The sequence below is a fragment of the Metabacillus sp. 84 genome (genome assembly GCF_050107715.1).
In the GTDB taxonomy this organism is placed as follows: domain Bacteria; phylum Bacillota; class Bacilli; order Bacillales; family Bacillaceae; genus Metabacillus_B.
Genome location: NZ_JBNILN010000024.1, coordinates 1 through 16,724 on the forward strand (window position 1 = coordinate 1; position 16,724 = coordinate 16,724).

The following is a 16,724-nucleotide window of genomic DNA, read 5'->3' on the forward strand; positions in this document are numbered from 1 at the left end:
AGCAACAATGACAATTTCCAATTCTTCACATACTTCTTGTACCAACTGTTTAAATCGTTCCTCTACATCAGTACGAAGGAATATTTTTCTTCGATACCGAGGACAAAAGACAAAATGATAGTTGAGCCATGGTACGGTTGTACTTGTTCTTCTATATTCATTCATAGGTTTATTGTATAAGTTTTATTTAAAAACTAATTCAATGCGACAATAAAAAAAGAACAAAACATTTCAGATACTTGAAGCACCACAAACCTTACGGTTTTCAGTGGTACTCCGTATCCGACCTCACTTTCATCCCACACCTGAAGGAATGGGCTTTCCCGTTCGGAAAATCTGTAAGCTCCGTTCTGCCTCGTTTAGATCTGATTTTTACGAAAGGGATTTCGTACGTTTCTAATTGTTTCCTATACTCCTCTAATTCTTTTGGCAAATTCAGCATGTTTCTCGCCTCTCTTCTTAATAATAGCCTTAAACCGCTGCGGGCAATCTCCCTGCCTTCATTATACTCTTGAAGGATATGTAAAAAAAGAATAAGCCTGAACGGGATCCCGTTCAGGCCTGATACTTAACGCAGCAGATTCAACCCTGCTCTTATTTCTCTCAATACATCTTCATCTTCTTCTTTTTCAAGCCTGTCCAACAGAAAATCCTTAGATTCTGCTTGTCCGATTTTTCCTGCTGCCCAGGCAGCGGTTCCCCGGATTACAGGTCTCGGATCTTCCTTCATTAGCTTGTAAAGCTCCGGAAGAGCGGTGTCGTCCTTGTAATGGGCAAGAGCAATGATGGCGTTCCGCTGGATTGGTTTTTTTCCCCTCCAAGAGCCCGAGACATGGCCGAACTTTTCTTTAAATTCACGGTTTGACATAGAAAGCAGCGGCTTTAGACTGGGTTTAGCAAGCTCCGGATCCGGCTCCATTTCCGCGTGCAAATGAAAGTCCTTGCCTTTGTTCTCGGGACACACGGTTTGGCATGTATCGCAGCCGTAAAGCCGGTTTCCGATTTTTGTCCGAAATTCTTCCGGCAGAAAATCCTTAGTCTGGGTTAAATAGGCGATGCAGCGCTGGGCGTTCAGCTGGCCGCCTTGAACAAGCGCCCCCGTAGGACAGACCTCTACACATTTATTGCATGTTCCGCATTGGTCTTCGATCGGCTGATCCGGTTCGAATGGCACATTCGTTACGATTTCACCGAGGTAAACGTAAGAACCGAATTCGGGCGTAATAATCGCACAGTTCTTCCCGCTCCAGCCGATGCCTGCCCGTTCGGCAACAGCCCGGTCGGCCAGCTCTCCTGTATCCACCATCGATTTCACCCGGATGTCAGGGGATCTTTCTTTTAAAAATGCTTCAAGCTTCGCAAGCTTTTCGCGGAGCACATGATGATAATCCTTGCCCCAGGAAGCCCGGCAAAAGATCCCCCTGCGGTCCTCCCTTGTGCTTTTAGGAGCATTCTTCATTTTCGAAGGGTACGCAAGGGCGATGGCAACAATCGATTTTGCTTTCGGTACAAGCAAGCCAGGGGTCGTCCGCTTTTCAATATCCGGTTCTTCAAAACCGGATTGATATCCGAGGGCCTGCTGGGCCTGCAAACGGCCTTTAAGAGTCTCAAACGAATCGGCACTGGCAAATCCGATTTTATCAATTCCAATCTCACGGCTGTAGGCGATCACTTCTTGTTTCAAAGCTTCGATGTTCATAGTCACCCTCCTTTCTTCTGTATTTCTTCAACGCTATGTTAAAATTATGGTACCAAACCATGGAGGCCGGATAAAATGGAAATTAAAGTGAATCAGCAAATAAAAGATCTGGAGCCCTCGTTTAAAACCGGGATTGCCATCTACAGAGGCATTCAAGTCGGGGATGCTCCGCAAATGCTGCAAGGGAGAATGAGGCTTTTTCAGGAATCGCTGTATTTTGATTTTGAGACGAAGGAAATGAAAGACCTTCCAGCTGTAAAGGAATGGCGGAATCTTTTCAAAAAAGCAGGTACGGACCCGAACCGGTACCGCCCCTCACAGGAAGCGATATTCCGCAGAATCAAAAAACAGCAGTATCTGGACACCATTCATTCAGCAGCGGATTTAAATAACTTCTTCTCCATGCAATATCAGGTTCCGATCGGAATTTACGATCTAGACCGTCTAAAGGGGAATATTGAGATACGGATCGGTAATTCAGATGAGGCATATGAAGCGATCAATGGACGGGAAGTGGCGATGGAGAAGAAAATTTTATCTGCTGACGAATCTGGACCATTCGGAAGCCCTTACGTCGATTCCAAACGTTCCGCAGCTTCACGGGAAACCGTCAATGCCCTCCAAATCGTTTATCTCGCACCATCTATGAGCAGCGAAGAATCTGAAAAACTGTTATCAGCATTAACATCCATGTTCGTTCAGATTCACGGCGGGACGGAAGAACACTTTATTTTATAAATGCCTGCTGCTCCAGGCAGCGGGCTTCTTTATACAGTAAAAAACGCAATACTTCGCTGATCGGAACGAAGCACTGCGTTAGTAACGTATGTATGGAGCGGGTGATGGGAATCGAACCCACGACATCAGCTTGGAAGGCTGAGGTTTTACCATTAAACTACACCCGCAAATCATGGTGTCTCTCATGATGACGATGTATTTCATTATATTCATATTACATTGGTTCGTCAATAGTCTTTTTTATTTTTTTATCAGAACGCACTCTCTTCAAGACAGCTGGGCTATTATTTTCCTCTGTAACACTCTTTCAGCAGCGGAAAGCATAATATTCAAAGCCAGGATCGCCAAGGCGAAAAAGAGGATGACGGATAAGGATATCCAAGGGTATTGGCCACGGAGCGGATAGTAATCTCCTATCAGCCCGGACCACTCATAGGAAATGGTTTTAGGCGGACTATCGCCTCCGTAATCGATATGGGTACCACCAAAGAAGAGTTCAAGCAGACCGAGATGCGCTAAGATCGTCAGAACCTGAATAAACTGCTGGATAAATAATAAAAAGCCCTCCTTGCGGAACCATCTGCTTATATGTTTGCGGAAAATGTAAAACCGGCTTCCTCCCAGTGTTTTGGAACAGGCTACAAAATCCTGGCCCCAATACCCTTTCATCACCTCTGCAATGTGCTGGGATAAGGTCGGCCACCCAAGGACGCTCAGCACGATGACCTCATATAAAGCACGCTGCCAGAACGGCTCCTGAAATCCTTCAAACGGCATGATCAATACCGGGCTCAAAAGAAATACAGCAAACACAGTCTGAGGGATAAATGCAAAGGGCTCTGACACCCCCCTGAAAAAGCCCTTTGGCAGATAAGCTGAAATAAAGCTTCTTAAGCAATAGCTTATCCTACTCTAATAAAAGCGATGAAAAGAGCAATGCCGATTGTATACTGGGATCCTTGCACGATGATGTGAAGCATGTCATATCCATCTTTATCTGTACCAAGCGGGTGCTTAAGAGAGGGTGGATAGGGCGGTACACCTGCAAGCTCTCCTTCAGCATCATAGGTAAGAACCGTTTGACTTATTTTTCCGTCATTGAAAAAAGAATTTCCGGCGCTTAAAAGAACCATAACGGATAAAAATAAAAAACCTGTCAGAAACATCTTATCTTTTAGAAGCCTGGCCATTATCCTTTCTCTCCTTTAATTAAATCCGGAGCAAATAAAAAATAGGATTGATAGATCACAAAAAACGGCAGGAACAAAATGGTGACGGCCATCAAAAAGACTTCTGGCGATCGATACGTGAGCAGGAAGCTGAGCATTCCCGGATAATTGAATACATATTCGATGATGAGCATCGAGGCAAGCAGCGACCATACGAGCGTCTTCGAATTAATCATGATTTTATGAAACGCATTCCGGCTGATATGGAAGATTAGGATGCGCACAGGAGAAGTGCCAATCGCTTTAGCAAGCTCCACATACGCCTTTTGCCCCTCCTCCTCGATTGTTTTAATTAAAATCTTTACAAGATAGACGGAAGCCGGTATTCCTAAACAAATTAGAGGCAAAACGTAGCTTTTCTCATCGCCGAGTGAAGCCACCTTCACAATCAGGACATCGGTCTGCTTATATATATAAATGACAAGTGCCTGCAGGACCGTAATGATAAAAATATCCGGGATCGCTTCAGCAGCCAAAATCATTCTTTTAATCCAGTTCATCCTCTTTTTTAAAAACAGAACTGCTGCCGAAGCAAAAAGAATCGACACTGCAAAGGAGATCACCAGGGCAAGAATCAGCAGAGTAAACGTGTCCCCGCTTCTTTCTAATATTTGCGGAAAGATTGGACTCCTCTCCTAGAACGTTTCGTTATTAAAAAAAGGACTTTCATTCCCATTTCTTGCACAAACGCTGCGTAAGCTCCGATATTCAGTTTCAAGCCTTGAAAAAGAACCGGAATTCCGCTGATCAAGAGGATAAGGATAAATGAATATACGACTTGTCCAAACAGGATTAGGACTCTTTTAGAAACGGCTGACCCCTTCATTTATGTATACCTCAAATTTTTCCCTATATCTTACCACGAAATAAATTGAAAATAATGACTTTTATAAAATCTCTGTTTATCCCGCCCTATACAGGGAAAAATATCAACTATAGGAGGGGAATTTATGAAAATATCCCTTGTGCTGGGTTGGTTTCTCGTTCTCTCCCTCGCTGCCGTCTGCAGCCAAAGCAACGCGGCTGACGAGAAGACGGAGAGCAGTTCTGCTGCTGAAACGGCAGAGCGCACAAAGCCTCCTGCCTCCTCTGAAAAAGGTATCGCAGAAGGTGAACCCGCTCCCGGAACCAATCCATCATCAAAAAAGAACGAAGCTTTGACTCCTGAGGAAGTAATCAGTGAAACGTCCCTGCAGCTCGATACTCGTGTTCCATTTTCTCTCCCGGCAGCGATTCCACTGGATAAAGATAAGCACCTGACATCTCTGGCCACATCAGACGCCAAAACTTATGAAATTGCGTTCTACCAAACTTCTAAGCCCATTTCAATCAACAGCAGCAAACTAAGAAATCTTGGGAACGAGAGTAAAATAGCCGTCATTAAGGCAGCAGAATATGAAAGCGAAGAGAAAGCCGCCGAACAAATCGGCTACCAGAAAGCGGAGCCAGCAGGCAATCCGCCTGTAGACTTAGGACATGGAATTACTGGCTACACGGATGCAGGAGCAGGAAGTGCTTTTCTACACTGGAATGAAGGAAGATGGTCGTTCATGTCTAAGGCACGGAATGAATCAGGAGAAGACGCCAACAAGGAACTTGGCAGGAAGGTCGTTGACTATTTAGAAAAAGAAATGCTTCCTCCGCCTGATCAAGGAACGGTTCTGCTGGACGGCAATGATGCTGGCAGCCGGAACCATTACACGGCCTGGCAGGAAGGAAACATCGTGTATGAAATAGTGGAAGCCGATGGGGCAATGACGATGCTTGAAGTTGCCGCTGCTTTTAATAAAGATTGAGAGGGCTTTATGGATACTCTGAGTATAATGAAATCTGTAAAGGCCCTAGCATCCGCTAAGGGCCTTTTAAAGGAACTAACAGAATCGTCGCTTTAAAAATTATTCATTTTGCTATGTGTTTCATTTTCTTTATGTTGCGAAACTCCTTTAATCCATCTATAGAAACTGCTCACATCTTCCCTCGGAACATCCTGTATCGTACTGACATGCACCGGCTTTGCCCGGTTCGAAAACTGAAGAGTTCCCGTTTGGAACTTCCGCTGCAGCCAGGAATGTGAAATTTCGATTTGCTGAATCCGTTTTCGCTTGGTAAGGAAGGTTTCGGTTGTTAAGCCGCCTCTGCGAATTTGAACGCAGTCCCCATTTCTGAGATAGCTTGTGAAACAATAATCCAAAAGGCGGGAGACAATCGAAAGCAAAAATACTGCACCTGCTGCCCAGAGCCATTCCGGCTTAAAGAAGAACAGAGCAGCCCCTGCAATCACTGTTGCATAATAAGGACGGATTAGCTTTAGAAGCAGAACTTTTTTGGGAAGCCGATTCATTCTTGCTTCAATTCGATAGCCAGGCAATAGCTGATTTGTGAGCTCATAGGCTTCATGCTTGGCCATAAAAGGATACAGGGAATTGGTCTCCTGCTCACCAATATTCGTGCTCCCAGCACTGATCAGCTTAATTTCAGCCATCCCGAAGATCCTTTTAATCAGCGATTGCTTTATATGAATCGCCTGAACCTTATTTTTCTGAATGGAAAAAGCACTTGTATTGATCGTCCCTTTGGAAATGTAAATACGCTCTTCATCTGCTGAAATTTCATACCGGCCATATTTAATAACAGTTTGAATATAGCCGACAAGGACCGATATCGCCAAAGCGGCAACAAAAAGAGGGAGCAGTATCCACACGTGCTGCTGAAGGTATTCCACTGCACTTTTGGATGCGTCTTCAAGGTTAAAAAAATCGTCCGCCTGCGAATACAAAGCAAATAAAATCGGAAAAAGCGCAAAAAAACTAAGGGACGTAAAGGCTGCTTTGATATTATCCTTTTTTGTCGATTGGAAATAAATGCTTTTATTATTGGAAACCGTTTGCACAGCTTCTTCCGTCCGATTGTTATTTTGGACAAAATTTGTGATTCTGGCGGATTCTTTCTTCGTTATTATTGGAAACTTTACAGAAGCTTCATCGTCGTTCGCCCCTGTCTCGAGCGTCAGCGAAGTCATACCAAGCACACGATGAACAAAATTCGTTTCAGAAAAAGTGTTTTGTATTCTTTCAAATGGAATATTTCTCTGATTTTTAACCAAAATTCCTTCTCTAAATATAAAGGCGTGCCCGTTCATTTCATATGTATGGAAGCCCCATTTTAATACCATGTGAATCATCGTCAAAACCGCTGCTGCAATAAAAAGGTACTTCGCCCAAACGATCCAGCCGGTGTCTTCGCCGGCGCGGAATACAAATAAAAAGAAAATAATGAACCACGTATTCTTTAGAAAAGACACAGCTTCAATGAGAATCCAGGCTGGATGAAATCTTCTTTGCTCCCCTGTCATCACCTTTCATCCTCCAGCTCGTCCTGCTCTCCTACTTTCGCATAGATGGCAATCTGATTTCTCAGCTTAAGGGCTTCCTCTTTTTCAATTGAAGGAATGGTATGGCTGGAATTTACTGCTCCGATATTAACATCATACAGACCGTATTTTCTTAAAAACGGACCCTGGCTTGTGGATACCACTTCCACTTTCGTCATGGGGATCAGGATATGCTTTTGAGTGATCCGCCCATGCTTCAGTTGAATAAATTCCTCATCAATTTCGTACCTCCACGTTCTTTGCAGATAAACCGGCTCAACCGCAATGGAAAACACTGCCGATATTGCCATTAAAGCCATTAGCCCGTAAATCAAATAGCCTGCCCATTCAGGCCATTGGTACAAACTGTCGAAATAAACGCATACAGCAAGAATCAGGATCACAGTACTGTGTCCAATCGTATTGGTGATCCTCCAGACCCGTATTGCTTTTGCAGATATTTCTCTGGTTGGTTCTTCAATGTTTAAATACACTCCTATTCACCTCATCCATACTACGATAAAAGAAGAGGAAACGTTTCAAAAAACAGGAATAAACTAATAGAAACTTAATTTATCAGAGGCCCGCCTTAAAGTCTTGCCCCTCTGCTTCTCTCTGCTTCTCCCCTAGACGAGGCTATTAGAAAATACTGCATTTTCATGAGAAAAGGTTTCTATTATTCGGGCAGAGGGAATTTATTCAATACTATATGACTAGAAAAAATGGAGGAACATACAATGGAGCTATCAAGATCAAAGACAGGGGCCAGGCAGTCTGCTGAAAAGACAAAACAGGATACAAAGCCCTGGATTAGACGTCTCGGACGGTTCGGTTATATGGCACAGGGAGCAGTTTATGGAATGATTGGGATTCTGGCTTTCATGGCCGCTATTGGCGCAGGGGGCAAAACGACTGATACAAACGGCATGCTCCAATCGCTTGCCGGAATGCCTTTTGGAAAAGTTCTCCTTTGGGCAATAGGCATCGGTTTAATCGGCTATAGCATATGGGGAATCGTTAAATGTGCAGCAGATCCTGAACGGCGCGGTTCAAATGCGAAAGGAGTCATTATCCGAATCGGCTATTTAATCAGTGCCGCCATTTACGGAAGCATTTCCTTTAATGCGCTGAAGACCGCAGTGAATGCGGGAAGCTCCAGCAGCGGATCTGAGCAGAGCCTGTCTGCACAATTGCTTTCGCAGCCATATGGACAATGGGTTATTGGGGCAATCGGGGCCACCATTATCGGCTATGGAATATACGAATTTATTTCAGGATACAAAGAAAAATTTATGTCTAAATTCAAATCAGCCGAAATGAGCATGCACGAACGTAAAATTGCACGAAGATCCGGTAAACTTGGTTTAATAGCACGCGGGATTGTTCTGGCTATGATTGGCTTCTTTTTTATCCAAACAGCCATCACTTCAGATCCTAATCAAAATAAAGGCTTGGATGGAGCTCTCTCCCAGCTCGCAAGCCAGCCCTATGGCCAATGGATTCTGGGAGCTGTAGCTCTCGGTTTGATTCTTTACGGCGTATATGGAATCATCCGCGGCCGATACGAGCACATGGGGAATGGCGGGAAATAAGGGAGATTGAACGAAGCCCTGAGAACTTGATGAAAGCAGCGCTGTCTCCTTCCCCTTCAATGATAAAAAAAGTGCTCAGAGCCACTGAGCACTTTTTTTTGCGATTAGGAGAGTCCGTCCTTTCAAAGGGAGGAGTGTTACTATGCAAAAATCAGAACGGCCGTCCCAACAATAAAGCAATAAATACTAAAATAGATTAGATTGCCTTTTGCCATAATGTTCATGAACCACTTCAATGATATATAGGAGGTAACGATTGAAATGAAGAATGCGGCCATATAGGGAAGAAGAAGCTCTCCCAGATTTTCATCGTTGATTAAATCGGTTAGACTTAACAGCGTGCCGCCAACACTAACCGGGATAAACATTAGAAACGAGAAACGCAAAGCGGTAGCAGGCCTCATTCCAATCCCCATCGCCGCGACGATCGTTGCACCTGATCGGCTAATCCCGGGTACAAGCGCGACGGCCTGTGCGAAACCAACGATCAGTGCATCCTTGATCCCAATGTCCCCATCTCTTTTCCTGCCTCTCAGGTTCCGGATTAGGAATAGCGCGATGCCTGTGATGATTAGCGTAGCCCCGGTTACATACACATTCTTCACCGATATTTTATCTGCCAGAAGGACCCCGATCACCCCAGCGGGAATGGTGGCAAGGATCAAATACATTATAAATCTGAAATCCTTTTTGTGTTCCTCCTGACGGGTAAAAGCAAATGAAATCCCATTTTTAGCAAGCCTTAATATGTCTTCCTTATAAATAAGAAGGACGGCTATGAGCGACCCTGCATTTACGAGAAGCTCAAATGATAAATTATCCGTTCCAATTCCCATGAAATGCTGGGCGAGCACCAAATGCCCACTGGAAGAGATCGGGATGGGTTCAGTTATGCCTTGGAGGGCGCCTAAAAATAAGTACTTTAGTAAAATAATTAAATCAAATTCCATAATTGACTCCTTAATCCAGCCTGGTTTCTATAGTCTGCAGACACTGCAGTATTTTTCCATTATCCTACAAATGCAACAATTAGAAAAGGCTAAAAAAGAGAAAAAGCCATTAAGTAATGACTCTCTCTCCCATTTCCTATATTTTTTTCACTTCCAGGTAATAGATCTGATGGCCTTCAATCTCGTGAACGCGGAACATGTAGTCTTCTTGTTCAATCTCAGAACCGGACTGAGCATCAATATTACGGCTTAAGAACCAGCCGCCTATCGTATCAATGTCTTCTTCCTCTATCTCTGTTCCAAGAAGATCATTTACATCCTCAAGAAGCAGTTTAGCATCCAGAATATAGTGATCGGCTCCCACCTTCCGAATTTCGGCTACTTCATCCTCATCGAATTCATCACGGATCTCCCCGACGATTTCCTCAAGAATATCTTCCGCAGTAACCAATCCGGAGGTACCGCCGTATTCGTCCATCAAAATAGCCACATGAGTCCGTTCCTTCTGCATCTTCACCAGCAGGTCGTGAATCGGGATACTTTCTATCACGCGGATGACCGGATTGATGAAGGGATCGAGCTTCAGATCCTGGTCACGATTCATGACCTTGGCTGACAGCAATTCTTTCACATTCACAAAACCAAGGATATTATCTTTATCCCCATCTGTTACAGGATAGCGTGTGTAATTCTCTTCAATCATCGTTTCCATAATGTGATCAAAATGATCATCTGCCGCAATGCTTACAATTTCTGTTCGGGGCACCATAATTTCCTTGGCGATCCTCTCATCAAATTCAAAAATATTGTTCATATATTTAAGCTCGTTCTTATTAATTTCACCGCTCTTATAGCTCTCAGAAAGCAAAAGACGCAGCTCCTCCTCTGAATGGGCCAGCTCATGCTCGGAAGCTGGCTTCAGTCCGAAAAGACCAACGAGGAATCGGGCAGAACCATTCAGGAACCAAATAAACGGGTACATGATCCGGTAGAACCAGATAATCGGCTTGGCAAAAACCAATGCAACAGCCTCTGCCTTTTGAATGGCTACCGTTTTAGGGGCAAGCTCACCCACTACTACGTGCAGGAAGGTAACAAGTGTAAAAGCAATAGCAATAGTGAAAATATGAGACATCGATTCATCAATGCTGAAGTATTCAAATAATGGATGCAGCAGAACCTCAAAGGTCGGCTCTCCAATCCAGCCAAGCCCGAGAGCCGTTACGGTTATACCGAGCTGGCAGGCTGACAAGTATTCATCAAGATGGGATACCACCTTTTTGGCTGAGACCGCGCCTTTTTTTCCTTCCTCGATCAGCTGATCAATTCTTGATGTTCGCACCTTGACAATCGCAAACTCTGTTGCGACAAAAAAGGCTGTTGCTGCAATTAATAGTACAAATATAGTTAAGTTAATAGCTGTCAATTAGTGATCTTACTTAACGTAAGATCTACACCTCCTTGGATTGGAAAAAGTTTCTTACATGTAAAACCTGCATCACAGGCTTAACTTAATAGCAATAGAAGCGTTTGGATTAAAGAAAAGCTCTCATGTGAGATATTCTTTTTTATCTTTTCTATGCTGTCAGGATCATTTCGGTCAATTTGAGACAAAATTTCGGAAACATCCTTATCTAAACCGCTGATTTTCAATCTTAATTCTAGTAAATCTATCTCTTCTGCATCCTTTTCAAGAAGCCGTTTCCCGATATCTGCCAAGTGCATTCCCTCTGCCTTGCACGTTTCAATAAAATGAATCCGTTCGAGCGAAGACAAATCATAATAACGATAATTAGAAGGCGAACGTTCCGCTTTAAGCAGTCCAAGATTTGTATAATGATCAACCGTTCTCTTTGTAACCCCGCATCTGTCAGCAAGTTCACCTATTTTTAATTTCTCAGCCCCAACGGAATCACCCCCGACCATAACGTGATGGTTATAGGTTCATTGTATAGGGAACTTGGCTTAAGGGCAAACAAAATGGTTCATTGTAATAAAAGGTTCACAAACACAAAAATAGAACTTGCTGCATGCAAGCTCACAGAAATTTATTATTCGTTAGCTGCGTCCGTCTTTTCATGCTGGATGATTCCGTTCCCTGTCATGAGATAGCGGTGAGAATTTAATAAGGATGTCTTAATTTTAGCGGGCAGTCTTTCCTTGTTGTAGGCACATACAGAGAGCAGTTTCATAGCGTTCACCGTCACTTCGGAATTTTTCTCATAATCATCAATTTCGTACTTTATGTCTCCAATTTCTCCCCATTCAATATGGGCCCATGTTCGAAAACGCTGATTGGCATCTATAAGAGGCTGCACTACTTTCAAAAAATAAGCGACGATTGTGGGAGTATGAAAATTTCCATTTGAATAATAAAAATCAAAATTGTTAAGGAAATGAACGTTAGCAAGCTGCTTTTTTGTCAGAATACCCTTCAGCTGTTTTTCCAGCAAAACTGCCATTCTCTCATTCTCAATAACAATGATCTGATCCCCCTGTTCAACTCCAGAAAGAATATAAGCAGAGGCTGCCTTTATATATATGTCAGCATCATCAAACAGAAATAAGATATGCCCGGATTTATATTGATCAATGTCTTTTTTTATATCCATTAAGGAATGATTCAAAATTACACGGCTCCTTTAAAGGCCAGATTTACAATTGTTGTTCTAACGCTCATCTTATCACATTTTAGATAACTGCTGTGCGGTATATGTACCGGGGTTCCTCCTCATGATTAAGGTGATGGAGCTTTACCGGAGTAAAGTACCCTGGCTATTTCTATTAAAGGGATTCTTATTCTGATCAACCCTATGGCCGTTTTCAATATATTTTTCAATAAATTTCTTTTCTGTTTCTGAAAAAACATCCCTTTCAACCCGTGTGATTCTTTCCAGCAACTTCACCATTTTTCCCTTATCCCCTATATACCGATCAAGATAGGAAAGCCCCGCTATTAAGTCCGTGGGCTTCGTTTCATCAGCTTCTAAAATGCGGGAATAGGATGTTAGCTTACTAACAAATTTATAAACTAAGTCTGTATAGTTTCCATCATCAAATTTACAGACACCTATTACGGCATGATGTTTTGAGCAATAAAAACGGTCTTTCAGTCCTTCAATAAATATTGGCAACAGCTCCTGGTTTCCCAGTACATGCAATGCTTCATAGGCACCAATTCTGATCCATTGGTCTTTGTGCTTGGTTTTCTCGATTAGAAGAGGGATCGATTGAGCAGTTCCAATCTTTTGAAGCGCCCCGCAAATGCTTAAAAACTCATGGTGGTCATTGCATGCTTCCAGTATTTTTATAAGAGCATCCTCAACAGCAGGTTCTTTGCATTTGCCCAGTAAGTCTATAGCAAAAAAACGGATTTGCCAGCGTCGATCTTCCAGGAAAGGAAGGATTCCCCTGTGATCAGGAACAAAGTTACCCTGATCTGCTATGTAATCCAAAAGATTTCCCACTGTATGCATATTGGTTTCAAATTGTAAGCACTTCAAAAAAAAACACTGGAATACTTTGATCGGATGTATGGACTCCGATCTTCTTTAGAATATAGTAAATAGCATCTCTCTTTTCCCGATCCTGTCTAGTCTTCTTCTTTTTTAGTTTCTCAATGAATTCCATTAAATAAGGAATTTAATTTGGGTCCGTGATTTTTTCAGCTTCTCTATATGCTTTCCAGGAAATACTGTTCCGGCTTCCTGCGTCTGTTTCATCCATCATCCGTTCAATTAACTTTTCAATCATCTTATGCCGCCTTCAATCTTTTTTATCATCTGTTTGTTCTCCTAGCTGACCATCCTTTATATTTTCCTTTGTACTTCTTTGTGTATAAAGTCATTCGTTCAGTCTGATAATCAATAAGTGCTAAAGCTGAAGTTTAACAACAAATATGAGAAGAAATACTGAAAAACATCCTTCGCAGCTTAATAATTGGGGATTAGGAAAGTTTTTATTTTCTCTCAATGTTGTAATGTTCTTCGATAAATTCTTTTTCTTCCTCAGCAGATAAAATGCCTGTAGCCTTGCCTACATTTCCATTTTGAAGTTCCCAAATCCGATTATGATCGTGATCAACTTTCGAGAAATCATTGTCGTTCCAACGATCCAATATTTCCTTGTATGTACGGTAATGTTCATAATTTTCTTGGTTATGCTGAAGAACAGCTATTAATCGTTTTATTCTCTCCGAAGTTAACGGAATGAACCCCCATTTGTCTTCAGCTTCAACTTTTTGGTGGCTCATCCCATGAATCGCATTTTGCATGTCAGATTCATTCATGTTTATAGGAAATTCTTTATCTGACGGGACTGCATTAGCCTCCTCTATTTCTATGATTTCATTATTCGGTGTTTTTGATTCTTTCACCTTTAAAGTCTCCCGACTCCCATCTTGACCTATCATGTAATAAATAATAAGTGCAACGCTTCCAGCAATAGCAATAGATCCAACCCATATAACCTGACTTTTTTTCATTTGAGGCACCCATCTCCCATAGTAGTATTCAATGTAATTGGTATGGTAATGAAGCATAGAAACGAATAAAATGATTAACCTCATTATAGCATTCCATCATATTGGAACAATTATAGTATTCAATGCATTACCCAGATACCCTTTTAGAGATTTACTATAGTTGGGAGATCCAATATGAAATGGCAATCACTTAGGGGGGGGTTTGGGGAAAATCCATTTAATGTGAATTACTTAAAAAACAAAGACATAAGACAGATTCAAAAAATTTTAAAGGGATTTAAGAAATTTTATTCATCCTACAGGAGATTTATTAAACCTTTTATCTGAAGATGACAGTGAAATTGAAGAATCTGCGTACTTTAATGAATAACCAGCATGTATTATGGATGCACCCATTTTGAAAATATTCAGTATAGTCCGGACCACACGAAAAAACCGTTCCCCACACTGTGAGAAACGGTTGATATTTCGGTAATATTCACGTTTGTTTACAGATTAATAACCTGAAAATGATACCGGTGGCCGGGGTCGAACCGGCACTCCAGAGGAACACGATTTTGAGTCGTGCGCGTCTGCCAATTCCGCCACACCGGCATATTGTTTGGAGGCGGCACCCGGATTCGAACCGGGGGTAAAGGAGTTGCAGTCCTCTGCCTTTCCTCTTGGCTATGCCGCCAAACATAATGGAGCGGAAGACGGGATTCGAACCCGCGACCCCCACCTTGGCAAGGTGGTGTTCTACCACTGAACTACTTCCGCCTTATTGTTTCCTGTATGTCATTCTATGCAAAAGGATTTAAAACTTTCCTGAAAAGAAAAAATGGCTGGGCTAGCTGGATTCGAACCAACGCATGACGGAGTCAAAGTCCGTTGCCTTACCGCTTGGCTATAGCCCACCTATGTATGTACTCACGATGCAGATTTATTATACAGCAGCCAATATTCAAATACAAAAATATGGGGCGACTGATGGGAATCGAACCCACGAATGTCGGAACCACAATCCGATGCGTTAACCACTTCGCCACAACCGCCACATTATCAAATTATATTGGCAGGGGCAGTAGGAATCGAACCCACACCGGAGGTTTTGGAGACCTCTGTTCTACCGTTAAACTATGCCCCTATAAATGGTGGAGGGGGGCAGATTCGAACTGCCGAACCCTAAGGAGCGGATTTACAGTCCGCCGCGTTTAGCCACTTCGCTACCCCTCCACTACAGTGAAGACAGTGCCGGCAAGAGGACTTGAACCCCCAACCTACTGATTACAAGTCAGTTGCTCTACCAATTGAGCTACACCGGCATATTTATATTAGTTATAAATGGTGGCTTGGGACGGAATCGAACCGCCGACACATGGATTTTCAGTCCATTGCTCTACCGACTGAGCTACCAAGCCATTTTTGGCCTTCCACTAAGCTTCTCGCTTATTGAAACCCTCTTACATTTTACTTAGGTTTGATTAAAAAATCAAATGGCGGTCCGGACGGGACTCGAACCCGCGACCTCCTGCGTGACAGGCAGGCATTCTAACCAACTGAACTACCGGACCATTTTGGTTGCGGGGACAGGATTTGAACCTGCGACCTTCGGGTTATGAGCCCGACGAGCTACCAGACTGCTCCACCCCGCGATAATAAAATAAATATTTATGGTGGAGGATGACGGGATCGAACCGCCGACCCTCTGCTTGTAAGGCAGATGCTCTCCCAGCTGAGCTAATCCTCCATATAGTTTCGGCTTGCGATGAGCGGCGCATTGCGTTGTCGCTTTCAGTCGTTCGCATCCTCACGCACTTATGTGCGCTCCGGGGCTCTCTTCTTCGGCTCCTAGCACTGCTTGCTCCTCCCAACCCTCTTACTTTCACTTTGTTGGGTGATGCTTTCGGCTTGCGATGAGCGGCGCATTGCGTTGTCGCTTTCAGTCGTCCGCATCCTCACGCACTTATGTGCGCTCCGGGGCTCTCTCCTTCGGCTCCTAGCACTGCTTGCTTCTCCCAACCCTCTTTTTGGGCTTGCGATGAGCGGCGGATTGCGCTTCTATTCTAGCCGTTCACTTTAAGTGCTGCCTATTTGTTTGAAATCGGTTGGTGACCCGTACGGGATTCGAACCCGTGTTACCGCCGTGAAAGGGCGGTGTCTTAACCGCTTGACCAACGGGCCAGTTATTATGGCGGAGAGCGGGGGATTCGAACCCCCGATACGCTTATGACGTATACACGATTTCCAATCGTGCTCCTTCGGCCACTCGGACAGCTCTCCATAATATGGCTCCGCAGGCAGGACTCGAACCTGCGACCGATCGGTTAACAGCCGATAGCTCTACCACTGAGCTACTGCGGAATACCTGCCTGGCGATGTCCTACTCTCACAGGGGGAAACCCCCAACTACCATCGGCGCTAAAGAGCTTAACTTCCGTGTTCGGTATGGGAACGGGTGTGACCTCTTTGCCATAATCACCAGACAAATTAAAGTGACAAGATTAATTATATACAATTTGAAGAGAAGAAAACAAGACCTTTTTGGATCTTTTTTTTGCTCTTTCAAAACTAGATAACGATATTGGTGCACGAGTCAAACGCCTTACGTAATTTGGTTAAGTCCTCGACCGATTAGTATCCGTCAGCTGCACATGTCGCCACGCTTCCACCTCGGACCTATC

At 43.5% G+C, this 16,724-nt stretch carries 16 protein-coding genes, 16 tRNA genes and 1 rRNA gene; 3 read left to right on the forward strand and 30 right to left on the reverse strand.

Annotated elements, in window-relative coordinates; genetic code table 11:
• Positions 1 to 165, reverse strand: a 165-nt coding sequence (locus tag ACQCV8_RS19920; protein WP_426847223.1) for a transposase, incomplete at its 3' end; no start/stop codon positions are given.
• 403 nt (positions 166 to 568) lie between these two features.
• On the reverse strand, positions 569 to 1,699 hold the full coding sequence (gene queG / locus ACQCV8_RS19925) for a tRNA epoxyqueuosine(34) reductase QueG (RefSeq protein ID WP_426847209.1): 1,131 nt from the start codon (positions 1,697 to 1,699) through the stop codon (positions 569 to 571).
• A 75-nt stretch (positions 1,700 to 1,774) separates the two neighbouring features.
• Here queG and ACQCV8_RS19930 point away from each other — a divergent pair, with 75 nt between their 5' ends.
• Entirely contained in the window at positions 1,775 to 2,437 is a 663-nt protein-coding gene (locus ACQCV8_RS19930; RefSeq protein ID WP_426847210.1) for a B3/B4 domain-containing protein, read from the forward strand.
• Positions 2,438 to 2,530: 93 nt separating this feature from the next.
• Here ACQCV8_RS19930 and ACQCV8_RS19935 read toward each other — a convergent pair.
• The 4 genes from ACQCV8_RS19935 to ACQCV8_RS19950 all read right to left on the reverse strand — a co-directional run bounded on the left by ACQCV8_RS19935 (position 2,531) and on the right by ACQCV8_RS19950 (position 4,229).
• Positions 2,531 to 2,604, reverse strand: a tRNA-Gly gene (locus ACQCV8_RS19935).
• A gap of 100 nt (positions 2,605 to 2,704) precedes the next feature.
• On the reverse strand, positions 2,705 to 3,343 hold the full coding sequence (locus tag ACQCV8_RS19940) for an ABC transporter permease subunit (protein ID WP_426847224.1): 639 nt from the start codon (positions 3,341 to 3,343) through the stop codon (positions 2,705 to 2,707).
• Complete coding sequence (locus ACQCV8_RS19945) at positions 3,340 to 3,627, reverse strand: hypothetical protein (RefSeq protein WP_426847211.1); 288 nt, start codon at positions 3,625 to 3,627, stop codon at positions 3,340 to 3,342. Before ACQCV8_RS19945 ends, ACQCV8_RS19940 begins: the two co-directional genes overlap by 4 nt.
• Positions 3,627 to 4,229: an ABC transporter permease subunit gene (locus ACQCV8_RS19950; RefSeq protein ID WP_426847212.1), complete on the reverse strand. Its 603-nt coding sequence runs from the start codon at positions 4,227 to 4,229 to the stop codon at positions 3,627 to 3,629. Before ACQCV8_RS19950 ends, ACQCV8_RS19945 begins: the two co-directional genes overlap by 1 nt.
• A gap of 387 nt (positions 4,230 to 4,616) precedes the next feature.
• On the opposite strand from ACQCV8_RS19950, the gene ACQCV8_RS19955 reads away from it, so the two are divergent.
• Positions 4,617 to 5,462 carry a hypothetical protein gene (locus tag ACQCV8_RS19955; RefSeq protein ID WP_426847213.1) on the forward strand — a complete coding sequence of 282 codons (846 nt, stop codon included), beginning with the start codon at positions 4,617 to 4,619 and terminating at the stop codon, positions 5,460 to 5,462.
• Positions 5,463 to 5,554: 92 nt separating this feature from the next.
• Here the strand turns inward: ACQCV8_RS19955 and ACQCV8_RS19960 are convergent, their stop codons facing one another.
• Complete coding sequence (locus ACQCV8_RS19960) at positions 5,555 to 7,018, reverse strand: PH domain-containing protein (protein WP_426847214.1); 1,464 nt, start codon at positions 7,016 to 7,018, stop codon at positions 5,555 to 5,557.
• Positions 7,018 to 7,530 carry a PH domain-containing protein gene (locus ACQCV8_RS19965; RefSeq protein ID WP_426847215.1) on the reverse strand — a complete coding sequence of 171 codons (513 nt, stop codon included), beginning with the start codon at positions 7,528 to 7,530 and terminating at the stop codon, positions 7,018 to 7,020. Before ACQCV8_RS19965 ends, ACQCV8_RS19960 begins: the two co-directional genes overlap by 1 nt.
• 243 nt (positions 7,531 to 7,773) lie before the next feature.
• Between ACQCV8_RS19965 and ACQCV8_RS19970 the strand changes: the two genes are divergently transcribed.
• The gene (locus tag ACQCV8_RS19970) at positions 7,774 to 8,628 is read left to right on the forward strand and encodes a DUF1206 domain-containing protein (RefSeq protein WP_426847216.1); all 855 of its coding nucleotides are present in this window, start codon (positions 7,774 to 7,776) and stop codon (positions 8,626 to 8,628) included.
• A gap of 140 nt (positions 8,629 to 8,768) precedes the next feature.
• Here ACQCV8_RS19970 and ACQCV8_RS19975 read toward each other — a convergent pair whose 3' ends face one another.
• The 22 genes from ACQCV8_RS19975 to rrf form a co-directional block, all read right to left on the reverse strand.
• A complete protein-coding gene (locus tag ACQCV8_RS19975; protein ID WP_426847217.1) occupies positions 8,769 to 9,578 on the reverse strand; it encodes an undecaprenyl-diphosphate phosphatase in 810 nt (269 codons plus the stop codon).
• Positions 9,579 to 9,714: 136 nt separating this feature from the next.
• Positions 9,715 to 11,004 (reverse strand): hemolysin family protein, encoded by a 1,290-nt coding sequence (locus ACQCV8_RS19980; RefSeq protein ID WP_426847218.1) that lies wholly within the window; start codon positions 11,002 to 11,004, stop codon positions 9,715 to 9,717.
• Between the two features lie 80 nt (positions 11,005 to 11,084).
• Entirely contained in the window at positions 11,085 to 11,504 is a 420-nt protein-coding gene (locus ACQCV8_RS19985) for a MerR family transcriptional regulator (RefSeq protein WP_426847219.1), read from the reverse strand.
• 125 nt (positions 11,505 to 11,629) lie between these two features.
• Positions 11,630 to 12,205 carry an MEDS domain-containing protein gene (locus tag ACQCV8_RS19990; protein WP_426847220.1) on the reverse strand — a complete coding sequence of 192 codons (576 nt, stop codon included), beginning with the start codon at positions 12,203 to 12,205 and terminating at the stop codon, positions 11,630 to 11,632.
• 126 nt (positions 12,206 to 12,331) lie between these two features.
• On the reverse strand, positions 12,332 to 13,033 hold the full coding sequence (locus ACQCV8_RS19995) for a HEAT repeat domain-containing protein (protein WP_426847221.1): 702 nt from the start codon (positions 13,031 to 13,033) through the stop codon (positions 12,332 to 12,334).
• Between the two features lie 503 nt (positions 13,034 to 13,536).
• Complete coding sequence (locus ACQCV8_RS20000) at positions 13,537 to 14,061, reverse strand: DUF6241 domain-containing protein (RefSeq protein ID WP_426847222.1); 525 nt, start codon at positions 14,059 to 14,061, stop codon at positions 13,537 to 13,539.
• Positions 14,062 to 14,574: 513 nt separating this feature from the next.
• Positions 14,575 to 14,655 (reverse strand) — tRNA-Leu (locus tag ACQCV8_RS20005).
• Between the two features lie 8 nt (positions 14,656 to 14,663).
• Positions 14,664 to 14,737 (reverse strand) — tRNA-Cys (locus ACQCV8_RS20010).
• Between the two features lie 8 nt (positions 14,738 to 14,745).
• A tRNA-Gly gene (locus ACQCV8_RS20015) sits at positions 14,746 to 14,820 on the reverse strand.
• 62 nt (positions 14,821 to 14,882) lie between these two features.
• A tRNA-Gln gene (locus tag ACQCV8_RS20020) sits at positions 14,883 to 14,957 on the reverse strand.
• A gap of 62 nt (positions 14,958 to 15,019) precedes the next feature.
• A tRNA-His gene (locus ACQCV8_RS20025) sits at positions 15,020 to 15,095 on the reverse strand.
• Between the two features lie 18 nt (positions 15,096 to 15,113).
• Positions 15,114 to 15,187, reverse strand: a tRNA-Trp gene (locus ACQCV8_RS20030).
• Between the two features lie 5 nt (positions 15,188 to 15,192).
• Positions 15,193 to 15,276 (reverse strand) — tRNA-Tyr (locus tag ACQCV8_RS20035).
• A 16-nt stretch (positions 15,277 to 15,292) separates the two neighbouring features.
• Positions 15,293 to 15,365 (reverse strand) — tRNA-Thr (locus tag ACQCV8_RS20040).
• Positions 15,366 to 15,385: 20 nt separating this feature from the next.
• Positions 15,386 to 15,461, reverse strand: a tRNA-Phe gene (locus ACQCV8_RS20045).
• Between the two features lie 76 nt (positions 15,462 to 15,537).
• Positions 15,538 to 15,614, reverse strand: a tRNA-Asp gene (locus ACQCV8_RS20050).
• 4 nt (positions 15,615 to 15,618) lie between these two features.
• A tRNA-Met gene (locus ACQCV8_RS20055) sits at positions 15,619 to 15,695 on the reverse strand.
• A 19-nt stretch (positions 15,696 to 15,714) separates the two neighbouring features.
• Positions 15,715 to 15,790, reverse strand: a tRNA-Val gene (locus ACQCV8_RS20060).
• A gap of 359 nt (positions 15,791 to 16,149) precedes the next feature.
• A tRNA-Glu gene (locus tag ACQCV8_RS20065) sits at positions 16,150 to 16,224 on the reverse strand.
• Between the two features lie 8 nt (positions 16,225 to 16,232).
• Positions 16,233 to 16,323, reverse strand: a tRNA-Ser gene (locus tag ACQCV8_RS20070).
• Between the two features lie 6 nt (positions 16,324 to 16,329).
• Positions 16,330 to 16,404 (reverse strand) — tRNA-Asn (locus tag ACQCV8_RS20075).
• 6 nt (positions 16,405 to 16,410) lie between these two features.
• Positions 16,411 to 16,526, reverse strand: a 5S ribosomal RNA gene (gene rrf / locus ACQCV8_RS20080).
• Positions 16,527 to 16,724 lie beyond the last annotated feature (198 nt).